Origin of the sequence: Actinoplanes sp. NPDC048791 (assembly GCF_040650095.1) — a bacterium.
Lineage (GTDB): Bacteria > Actinomycetota > Actinomycetes > Mycobacteriales > Micromonosporaceae > Actinoplanes.
Genome location: NZ_JBEZGQ010000270.1, coordinates 1 through 9,199 on the forward strand (window position 1 = coordinate 1; position 9,199 = coordinate 9,199).

Consider the following 9,199-nt stretch of genomic DNA (forward strand, 5'->3'; position numbering starts at 1 on the left):
CCGCCGCCAGCCAGCCGGGCCGGGGCAGGCAGTCCGCATCCGTACGGGCGAGCATGGTGGCCCCGGCCGCGATGGCGTGCCGGAAACCGGTGTCGACCGCGCAGCCGACGCCCTTCTCCGGCTCGATGAGCACATGCACGGGGAACGGCGCGACGAAGGCGCGCGCGATGGCCGCCGTGTCGTCGGCCGAACCGTTGTCCACCACCAGCAGCTCGAAGTCGGTGTCGGTCTGGGCCGCCAGCGCCGCCAGGGTCTGACCGATCCGCCCGGCCTCGTTGTACGCCGGCACGATCACCCACAGCGCGGTCACGACACCTCCCAGATCATGGTCATCAGGCTCACGCCGCCGCCCAGCCCGACCAGCAGCACCTTGTCGCCGGTGCGCAGCCCCGGACGGACCCGGTCGAGCTGGACGCCCAGCGTGGCGCTGGCCATGTTGCCCAGCTCCGGCACGGTCACCTCGAGCTTGTCCACGGGCACGCCGGCCACCTCCACGAAGCGCTGAAGATAGGGCAGCGTCACCTGGTGCACCAGCACCCGGGCGTAGTCGTCCCAGCCCAGGCCGGTGCGGTGGTGGACGCGTTCGACCAAACCGAGCCCGATCTTCTCGAAGACGCCGCGCAGCTTGTGCCCGTCGCCGGTGAAGTAGGTGTGCTCGTCACCGCGCGGATGCCGCGAGCCGCCGCCGAAGATGCCGCCGACCGCCCAGTGCTGTGAGTGCGTCTCGGCGTCCACGTCCAGGATGCCGCCGGTGGCCACCGGCTCGACCAGCACGGCCGCCCCGGCGTCGCCGAAGGTGTAGCCGGCGAACGCCTGCCGGGCCTGGCGCATGCCGTCCAGCCGGGGCCGCATCGCCCGGGTCGGGGTCTCGCCGGTCACTACCAGCGCCCGGCGGGCCCGCCCGGCCAGGATCATCGAACGGGCCAGGTCGATGCCGTTGAGGAAGCTGTTGCAGGCGTTGGTCACGTCCAGGGCGTGCGCCCGGCCACCCAGCGCCGCCTGCACGACGTGCGCCGTGGCCGGCTCGGCCATGTCCCGGGTCGCCGAGGCGAACAGCAGCAGGTCCACGTCCAGCGCGTCCAGGCCGGCCTGCTCGAGGACCTGCCGGCCGGCGGCCACGGCCAGGTCGGAGGCGTACTCGCCGTCGGCGGCGACGCGGCGGGTGGTGATGCCGGTGGCCTGCGCGAACATCCCGGCCGGCAACGGCAGGCCACCGGTCACCCTCGCCTGCAGCTCGGCGGTCGTCATCCGCTGCTCGGGTAAGCAACTGGCCACGGCGGTGATACCCACGCGGGGAACGGTCGTCGTCATGGGCGCCAGCCTTCAGCAGTGCCGGGGTCCGCGGCGTGAGTAGAACGGCTCATTCTTCCTAGGCCCGGCGACCAGGACCAGGGTCGAAGAGGGTGGGAGGCGCCACAGGGCGTCGCGGGCGGACTTCTCTAAGCTTCCGGGCATGGAACCCATCGTCGACACGGTCGTGCTCGTGGCGATCTCCGTGCTCGGCGCGGCGCTCGCCCGGCGGCTCGGCTTCATCGCGCCCCTGGTCCTGCTGGTGGCGGGCCTCGGCCTGTCCTTCGTCCCCGGCCTGCCGGAGGTGGAGATCGAGCCGGAGCTGGTGCTGATCGGCATCCTGCCGCCGCTGCTTTACGTCGCCGCGCTGCAGACCAACGTGGTCGCCTTCCGCCGCGCCCTGCGCCCGATCCTGCTGCTCGCGGTCGGGCTCGTCGTGCTGACCGCGTTCGCCGTCGGCTTCGTCGTGCACGCGCTGCTGCCCGAGGTGCCGCTGTCCGCGTGCATCGCGCTCGGGGCGGTGGTGGCGCCACCCGACGCGGTCTCGGCCACGGCGATCGCCCGCCGCATCGGCCTGCCCCGCCGGGTCGTCACCATCCTCGAGGGCGAGAGCCTGCTCAACGACGCGTCCGCGCTGGTGCTCCTGCGGATCTCGGTCGGCGCGCTGCTCGGCTCGGCCGTCGGCTTCTGGGAGATCGCCGGCGAGGTCGCGCTCAAGGCGGGCGGCGGGGTGCTCATCGGCTTCGCGGCCGCGATGGGCGCCGCCTGGCTGCACAAGCGGATCGAGGACTCGCTGCTCGACGACGCGGTGTCGCTGCTCACCCCGTTCGTCGTGGTGATCGTGGCCGAGCGGCTGCACACCTCCAGCATCGTGGCGGTCGTCGTGGCCGGGCTCTACCTGGGGCACCGGATCCCGTACCTGCTGTCGGCGACCTCGCGGCTGCAGATGGACGCGGTCTGGCGGCTGATCACGTTCCTGCTCGAAGGGGTGGTCTTCCTGCTGGTCGGTCTGCAGATCCGCGACCTGATCAGCCGGATCGAACGCGACCTGGCCACCACGGTCACGGTCACCGCAGCGGTGTTCCTGACCCTGGTGCTGGTCCGGTTCGCGTGGATGTATCCGGCCACGTACCTGGCCCGGCTGATCCCGCGGGTCCGGGCCCGGGAGGAACGCCCGCCGCCGAGCGTGCCCACGGTGATCGCCTGGGCCGGCATGCGCGGCGTGGTCACCCTGGCCGCGGCGCTGACCCTGCCGCTCAACAAGGACGTGCCCAACGCCGACTACCCGCGTGAGCTGTTCGTCTTCGTGGCCTTCGCGATCATCGTGCTCACCCTGTTGATCCAGGGGCCGACCCTGCCGGTGCTGGCCCGGCGCCTCGGCGTCAAGGAGGACACCACCGCCGAGGACGCCCTGGCCGAGGCGGCAGTGCAGCACGCGGCGAGCCGCGCGGCGCTGGAACGGCTGGAGGCGGCGGCCGACGGCGCACCCCGGTCGGTGATCGACCGGCTGCGGGCGCTGACCGACAGCAAGGCCAACAGCGCCTGGGAACGGCTGGGCAATCAGACGCAGGAGACCCCGTCGGCGGCGTACGGTCGGCTGCGTCGGGAGATGATTACCGCTGAGCGCCACGTCTTCAAGATCGCCCGCAACGAGGGGCGCATCTCCGAGGAGGTGCTCACCCGCGCCCAGCGCGACCTCGATTTGGAAGAGTCCCAGCTGAACCGGAGTGACGATTGACCTGCCAGCACCTGAAGGAAGCCGGGGAACCGACACCGCAGGCGCCGTACGAGGGCGGTTGCCCCGAGTGCGTGGCCGACGGCCACCGCGACTGGGTGCACCTGCGCCTCTGCCTGGACTGCGGCTACGTGGCCTGCTGCGACTCGTCGCCGCGCCGGCACATGTCCGCCCACTACGAAACGGATGGCCACCCGGTGATGCGCTCCTACGAGCCGGGCGAGAACTGGAAGTGGTGCTTCGTCGACGATGTACTCGGCGCCTGAGCCCCGATGAGGACTCTCTTCGCCGGGGCCGGCGCGACCGGTGGCTACTTCGGCGGCCGGCTGGCCGAGGCGGGCCGGGACGTCACGTTCCTGGTCCGCCCGGCCCGCGCGGCCACGCTGGCCGAGCGCGGCCTGCGGATCCACTCCCCGGCCGGGGACAGCACCATCCCGGTCAGGACGGTCACGGCGGGGGAGATCGACGGCCCGTACGACCTGGTCGTGCTCGCTGTGAAGAGCTACGGCCTGGACGGGGCCCTGAACGACCTGAAACCGGCGGTGGGACCGGAGACGGTGATCGTCCCGCTGCTCAACGGCATGCGGCACATCGACGCGCTGATTTCGGCGTTCGGCCCGGGCCACGTGTACGGCGGCGTGTGCATGATCGCCGGCACGCTGACCGACGAGGGTGACGTGGTGCAGCTCACCGGGTTGCAGAGGCTCGCGTACGGCCCGCTGGACGGTGGCCCGGACCCACGCCTGGCGGCGGTGACCGAAGCGTTGTCGGGGGCGGAGTTCGAGTCCGAGGGCACGACCACGATCACCCAGCAGATGTGGGAGAAGTGGCTGTTCCTGGCCAGCCTCGGGGTGGTGACGACGCTGATGCGCAGCCCGGTGGGCGAGGTGCTGGCGGCGCCGGGTGGCCCGGCCTTCACCGACCGGGTGATCGCCGAAGCGGTCGCCATCGTGACGGCAGCTGGCCACCCGCCGCGCGAGCAGGCCCTGACGTTCCTGCGCGGCAGCATCACCAACGCCCGCAAAGTCCCGACGACCTCGTCGATGTACCGCGACATGCAGGCGGGCCGGCCGGTCGAGGCCGACGCGATCGTGGGAGACCTGGTCGCCCACGCGGAGCGGCTGGGCGTCGACGCGCCGTTGTACGCGGCGGCGTACACAAATCTGTCGGTCTACTCCCGTGGCAGGGCCGGCTGACCGCAGCCGTATGCTTCGCAGTCCTTGATCGGAAGGGACCGCCGTGTACGACCCGCCGCAGCCCTCGTGGGGCGCCCCGCCTCCCGGGCACCAGCACTCGACCGCCATCGCCGTGACGGCCCGGTACTCGTGGCTGACCTTCATGCTGGGCCTGTTCAAGCCGTACCTGGCGATCAACGGTCCGCCGGTCCCCGCCCGCTGGGGGCGGACCGTCGTGCCGGTGCCGCCCGGTCAGCACCACGTCCACATGCACGTGCCGTACCTGCTGCCGTCGCGGATCGGCACCGCCGACACGGTGGTACCGGTCCATCCCGGCCAGGTGGCCGAGGTGGAGTACCGCGCACCGGCGATCGCCCTGCTCGACGGCGCGATCGGACCGGCGCCGCAGAAGTACCGCGGCCTGCCGGCGGCGATCGCGCTGGTGGTGGTACCGCTGGTCCTGCTGCTGTGCGTGTGCGGCGGTATCGGCGTGGCGGCGCTGCTCGACAACGCGGAAGCCGACACCCCGGTGGCGCGGCCCACCGCCGTGGCGCCCGTCCCGGCCCGGCCGCGTCCGACAGAGGTGGTCCCGTCGGACAAGCCCACCCTGCGGTCGGCGCCGGACCGCAAGCTGGTCGGTCCGGCCTACGCCGCCGGGGACGACACGTACACGATGGCGTTCAACGGGTGGCCGTTCGCGTTCCGTACGCCCGGCACCTGGGGGTGCGTGGCCGGCCGCGTCAGCCTCCCGGAGGCGCAGGCCCGGGTCTGCATCGATGAGGGCAACCCGGGAAGCGGACAACGGGTGCAGATCATGCTGCGGCCGTGCCCGGCGCCCTGCGGGTCGGCGGAGCGGGAGCGGCTCACCGGGGAGTGGTTCGACCCGGGCGCGAAGAGCCGGGCGTACGACGAGAGCACTTGGTACGTGGAGACGCCGAAGGATGCCAAGGGGCGCTACACCCTCGACATGAGCCACTTCTTCACGACCTCCGGCGGGGCGTGGCAGGTGGGGGTGGGGGCGTTCGCCCCGCCGGCGCAGAAGGCGGTCGTTCAGAAGATCTTCAACGACGTGCTGAGCCAGACTCCCTGACGTAGGCGGCCAGCAGGGGTGCCGTACCCGGGGTGCGAACGGGCCCGGAGGCGACCCCGTTGACCCGGACGCCGGCCCTGCCGAACTCGGTGGCCCAATATCGGGTCAACGTCTCCAGCGCAGCCTTCGACGCCCCGTAGGCCGCCCCGACCGGTGCGACCGAGGTGGCGGCGGTTGAGCTGATGTTGACGATGGCGCTGTGCCCCCGCTTGACCATGCCCGGAACCAACGCCCCGACCAGCTGGAACGGCGCCCGGGTGTTGATCGCCAGGCGCCGGTCGAAGCTGTCCGCGCTGGTGCCGGGGGTGGAGGTGAACTCGTGCACCCCGGCGTTGTTGACCAGGATGTCGACATCCCCGGCCTCGGCCGCGAGCCGCTCGACGTCCCCGGCGGCGGAGAGGTCAGGGGCGACGAACCGTGCCCGGCCGCCCCGCTCGGCGATGGCTGACAGCAGCTCGGCCCCGCGCTGCGCGTCCCGGCCGTGCACCATGACCTCGGCCCCGTTCTCGGCGAGCCGCACCGCCACGGCCCGCCCGATACCCGCCGTGGCACCGGTCACCAAGGCTGTCTTTCCCGCAAGATCAGATATTGACCCGCAAAGGGCAGGCGACCAGGGAACGCATCCTCGAAGCTGACCCCCGGCCGGCCGATCATGGGAGCGCGCTGGACAGCTTCGACGCGTTGCGGGCCTGGGCCGACGCCGCGATCGAACACCAGGAGCACAACAGCGGCCGGGGCGAATGCACGCTGACGTCGCTGGCGGGGGAGCTGGGCCCGACCGACGAAGCAACTCGCGAAGACCTGTGCAACGCCTTCCAGCACTGGCAGTCCCTGCCGCACGACGGCTTGCAGGCGATGCGCGAACGGGGTGAGTTGCGGCCGGAGGCTGATCTCGACGAGCTGTCGATGGCCCTGCTGACGGCGGGGGCCCGGTGCGGAAGGGCTACGCGTGGGAAGTTGGTGAAGTCGGGGGTTCGGCCTGCTCGCCGACTGAAGATCCGGTGGGTGCACGGAACACCACGAGGTCCAGCCGGTCGACAACCGGTTCGGCGATGCGTCCCTCATCAGCGTCCTTGCGCAGTGCCGAAAGCCCGTCCTCGAAAACCTGGTCGGGTAAGCCGGCGAGAGGACTCAATGACCGGGTCTTCACCTTCTCCACCAACTCGTCGGCGTTGTCCGCGAAGGTCTGCTCGACCTGGACCTGGTCCACCAGCACGAGATCCACGTCGGCCAGCACGCCGGCGATCCGCTCCAAGGTGAGACGCACTGCGTTGCCCTCCGCCCAAGCGAGCGGAAAGTATCGGTACAGAGGAAGCTCCTCTACCCGGCCGAAGCCGCCACGGATCAACAGGTGGCCCTTCGGCCGCAGAACGTGACGCAGACCGGCAGCAAGCGCCGGTAGGTCGCTGACGTGATGAACGACCTGGGAAGCCCACACGGCGTCGAAGGCACCGGTCCGAAACGGGATCGCCTCAGCGGCACCGCCGATGACCCAGGAATCCGGGGAGTTCGCGGGAAAGGCCGCTCGCATAGCCGCCGACGGCTCGCAAGCGACGACCTTCGCACCGCTGAACCGGGCGAGGGCAGCGCTGAACCTTCCGGTACCGGCACCGAGGTCCAGGATCCGTCCGCCGGCCGGGGGCAGGTAGGGGCTTGCGGCAGCCATCCATCTCCCGACGTCTCGAGAACGAAGACTGCGCGCGCGGTCGTAGCCGGCTGCCATCGCTGCTCCGTAGGTCATCGATTCGTCTCCACTCCATCCCGATGCAGAGCTCCCGATGCAGAGCTCCCGATGCAGAGCTCCCGGTCCGGGCGGAGCGGACCGGCGAGGTGAGGCGGCCGCGCGCTGTCCAGGAGCAGGTCAGCCGGGCGTGGCCCGGCAGGTACGGCGGTTGCCGGTGCCGTTCAGCGGCGGTTGTAGAGGCGCATCGTCAGGGTGCCGAAGACCAGGACGAAGCCCGCGCTGGCCAGCAGGGTCCAGGTGATCTCGGGCATGTCCCAGTTGCCGGCCATCATGGAGCGGACTCCGGTCACCAGGTGGCTGATCGGGTTGATCTCGACGAAGGCCTGCAGCCAGCCCGGCATCGTGCGCGGGTCCACGAAGACGTTGCTCAGGAAGGTCAGGGGCATCAGGACCAGCATGCTGACGCCCATCACCGACTTCTCCGAGCGCAGCAGGAGGCCGAACATCGTCCAGACCCAGGAGAAGGCGAAGGAGAAGATCACCAGGAGGGCGATCGCCGAGACCACGCCCATCGCGCCGCCGGCGGGGCGGAAGCCCAGGGCCAGGCCCACGCCCATGATGACGGTGGCCGCCAGGATGTAGCGGAGGACGTCGCCGAAGATCATGCCGACCAGGGCGGCCGGGCGCCAGACCGGGAGGGTGCGGAAGCGGTCGAAGACGCCCTTCTCGATGTCGGTGTTCAGGCCCACACCGGTGTACATGGTGATCATCACAACGCTGGTGACCATGATGCCGGGCAGGAAGAACTGCAGGTAGTCGCGGGTGGAGCCGGCCAGCGCGCCGCCGAACAGGTACGTGAACATCAGCGTCATGATGATCGGGAACGCGGTGACGTCGAAGAGCTGCTCGGGGACGTGCTTGATCTTCAGGATCGCGCGCCAGCCGAAGGTCAGGGACGCCGCCAGGGCGCTCGGGCGCTGGGGGCGTTCCCCGCGGGTCAGCACCGCCGCCAGGGTCTCGGCCGACGGGGTGTAGGCGGTGGGCGCCTCCGGGGTGCTGGTCGTGGTGCTCATGCCGTGACCTCCTGCGGCTGCTCGGCCGGCCGGTCGGTGAGGGCCAGGAACACCTCGTCGAGGCTGGGCTGGCCCAGGGCGAAGTCGTCGACCACGATGCCGGCGGTAGCCAGCGCGGCCAACGCCCGGGCGGCGCGCTCGGCGGCGCCCTGCTCGGAGCCCTCGGCCCGCGCGGTCAGGGCCACCGGGTCGGCGTCCAGCTCGACCGTCGTCTCCAGGGTGGTGGCCAGAACCCGCTCGGCGGCATCACGCTGCGCGGCGTCGCGGATCCGGACGTGGATCGTGCCCGCGCCGACCGAGGACTTCAGCTCGCCCGGCGTGCCCTCGGCGATGACCCGGCCGTGGTCGATCACCGCGATCCGGCCGGCCAGCCGGTCGGCCTCGTCGAGATATTGCGTGGTCAGCAGGACCGTGGTGCCGTTGGCGACCACCACCCGGATGATGTCCCAGACCTGGTTGCGGCTGCGCGGGTCCAGGCCGGTCGTCGGCTCGTCGAGGAACAGCAGGTCCGGCGTGTTGAGGATGCTCGCGCCGATGTCCAGCCGGCGGCGCATGCCGCCGGAATACTTCTTCACCTGGCGGTCGGCGGCGTCGGTCAGGCCGAACGCCTCCAGCAGCTGCGCGGCGCGCTCGCGGGCCCGGGGCCGGGAGTGACCGAGCAGGCGGGCCAGCAGGACCAGATTTTCCGTGCCGGTCAGGTCCTCGTCGACCGAGGCGTACTGACCGGTGAGGCTGACCCGGGCCCGGACGGCGTCGGCCTCGGACACGATGTCGTTGCCGAACACCCGGGCGCTGCCGCCGTCGGGTCTCAGCAGGGTGGCGAGCATGCGCACCACCGTGGTCTTGCCTGCTCCGTTGGGGCCCAGCAGGCCGTAGACGGTGCCGGCCGGCACCGTCAGGTCGACGCCGTCGACCGCGCGGTTGTCCCCGAAGGTCTTGACGAGCTCCGAGGTCTCGATGGCCGGTGCACTCATGCCAGCATGGTGCCGTACCCCTGTGACATTTTCGAGAAGTGGCCAGCACGTCCTCGGCCGCCCGGGTGACCTTGCCGTCGGCCCCGGCCGCCGCGTAGACCGCCACCGTGTCGGCCGCGATCGCCGGCCACGCGAAGTCCTCGCGGCCCCGGCGCCGGCCGCGGCGGGGCAGGGGGCG

10 protein-coding genes and 1 pseudogene are annotated in these 9,199 nt (G+C 71.5%); 5 read left to right on the top strand and 6 right to left on the bottom strand.

Annotated features, from left to right (window positions below):
- Together AB0C29_RS20530 and AB0C29_RS20535 are read right to left on the bottom strand one after the other, a co-directional pair.
- Positions 1 to 310, bottom strand: a 310-nt coding sequence (locus AB0C29_RS20530; RefSeq protein WP_360822308.1) for a glycosyltransferase family A protein, incomplete at its 3' end; no start/stop codon positions are given.
- A complete protein-coding gene (locus tag AB0C29_RS20535; protein WP_360822310.1) occupies positions 307 to 1,290 on the bottom strand; it encodes a 3-oxoacyl-[acyl-carrier-protein] synthase III C-terminal domain-containing protein in 984 nt (327 codons plus the stop codon). The genes AB0C29_RS20535 and AB0C29_RS20530, both read right to left, overlap by 4 nt.
- Positions 1,291 to 1,453: 163 nt before the next feature.
- Between AB0C29_RS20535 and AB0C29_RS20540 the strand changes: the two genes are divergently transcribed.
- Genes AB0C29_RS20540 through AB0C29_RS20555 form a run of 4 tightly spaced genes read left to right on the top strand, consistent with a single transcriptional unit; the run spans position 1,454 to position 5,290 of the window.
- Positions 1,454 to 3,028: a Na+/H+ antiporter gene (locus tag AB0C29_RS20540; protein WP_360822312.1), complete on the top strand. Its 1,575-nt coding sequence runs from the start codon at positions 1,454 to 1,456 to the stop codon at positions 3,026 to 3,028.
- Positions 3,025 to 3,291, top strand: coding sequence for a UBP-type zinc finger domain-containing protein (locus AB0C29_RS20545; protein WP_360822314.1), 267 nt, complete (start codon positions 3,025 to 3,027; stop codon positions 3,289 to 3,291). The genes AB0C29_RS20540 and AB0C29_RS20545 overlap by 4 nt, the downstream gene beginning before the upstream one ends.
- Before the next feature lie 6 nt (positions 3,292 to 3,297).
- The gene (locus AB0C29_RS20550; RefSeq protein ID WP_360822316.1) at positions 3,298 to 4,221 is read left to right on the top strand and encodes a ketopantoate reductase family protein; all 924 of its coding nucleotides are present in this window, start codon (positions 3,298 to 3,300) and stop codon (positions 4,219 to 4,221) included.
- A gap of 43 nt (positions 4,222 to 4,264) precedes the next feature.
- Complete coding sequence (locus AB0C29_RS20555; RefSeq protein ID WP_360822318.1) at positions 4,265 to 5,290, top strand: hypothetical protein; 1,026 nt, start codon at positions 4,265 to 4,267, stop codon at positions 5,288 to 5,290.
- Here the strand turns inward: AB0C29_RS20555 and AB0C29_RS20560 are convergent.
- A complete protein-coding gene (locus tag AB0C29_RS20560) occupies positions 5,262 to 5,849 on the bottom strand; it encodes an SDR family oxidoreductase (RefSeq protein ID WP_360822320.1) in 588 nt (195 codons plus the stop codon). The two genes, AB0C29_RS20555 and AB0C29_RS20560, sit on opposite strands and share 29 nt — an antisense overlap.
- 122 nt (positions 5,850 to 5,971) lie before the next feature.
- On the opposite strand from AB0C29_RS20560, the pseudogene AB0C29_RS20565 reads away from it, so the two are divergent.
- A pseudogene (locus AB0C29_RS20565) lies at positions 5,972 to 6,196 on the top strand (TetR family transcriptional regulator C-terminal domain-containing protein); the annotation flags it as partial.
- A 37-nt stretch (positions 6,197 to 6,233) separates the two neighbouring features.
- On the opposite strand, the gene AB0C29_RS20570 reads toward AB0C29_RS20565, so the two are convergent.
- The 3 genes from AB0C29_RS20570 to AB0C29_RS20580 form a co-directional block, all read right to left on the bottom strand.
- Positions 6,234 to 7,013 carry a class I SAM-dependent methyltransferase gene (locus AB0C29_RS20570; protein ID WP_360822322.1) on the bottom strand — a complete coding sequence of 260 codons (780 nt, stop codon included), beginning with the start codon at positions 7,011 to 7,013 and terminating at the stop codon, positions 6,234 to 6,236.
- Between the two features lie 182 nt (positions 7,014 to 7,195).
- Positions 7,196 to 8,047 carry an ABC transporter permease gene (locus tag AB0C29_RS20575; RefSeq protein WP_360822324.1) on the bottom strand — a complete coding sequence of 284 codons (852 nt, stop codon included), beginning with the start codon at positions 8,045 to 8,047 and terminating at the stop codon, positions 7,196 to 7,198.
- A complete protein-coding gene (locus AB0C29_RS20580; RefSeq protein WP_360822326.1) occupies positions 8,044 to 9,021 on the bottom strand; it encodes an ATP-binding cassette domain-containing protein in 978 nt (325 codons plus the stop codon). Before AB0C29_RS20580 ends, AB0C29_RS20575 begins: the two co-directional genes overlap by 4 nt.
- Between the last annotated feature and the right edge of the window lie 178 nt (positions 9,022 to 9,199).

What these genes read in the sequence shown, in the direction of transcription:
- AB0C29_RS20540 (WP_360822312.1), top strand. Translation starts at nt 1,454, where the DNA reads ATGGAACCCATCGTCGACACGGTCGTGCTCGTGGCGATCTCCGTGCTC.
- AB0C29_RS20550 (WP_360822316.1), top strand. Translation starts at nt 3,298, where the DNA reads ATGAGGACTCTCTTCGCCGGGGCCGGCGCGACCGGTGGCTACTTCGGC.
- AB0C29_RS20570 (WP_360822322.1), bottom strand. Translation starts at nt 7,013, where the DNA reads ATGGCAGCCGGCTACGACCGCGCGCGCAGTCTTCGTTCTCGAGACGTC.
- AB0C29_RS20575 (WP_360822324.1), bottom strand. Translation starts at nt 8,047, where the DNA reads ATGAGCACCACGACCAGCACCCCGGAGGCGCCCACCGCCTACACCCCG.
- AB0C29_RS20580 (WP_360822326.1), bottom strand. Translation starts at nt 9,021, where the DNA reads ATGAGTGCACCGGCCATCGAGACCTCGGAGCTCGTCAAGACCTTCGGG.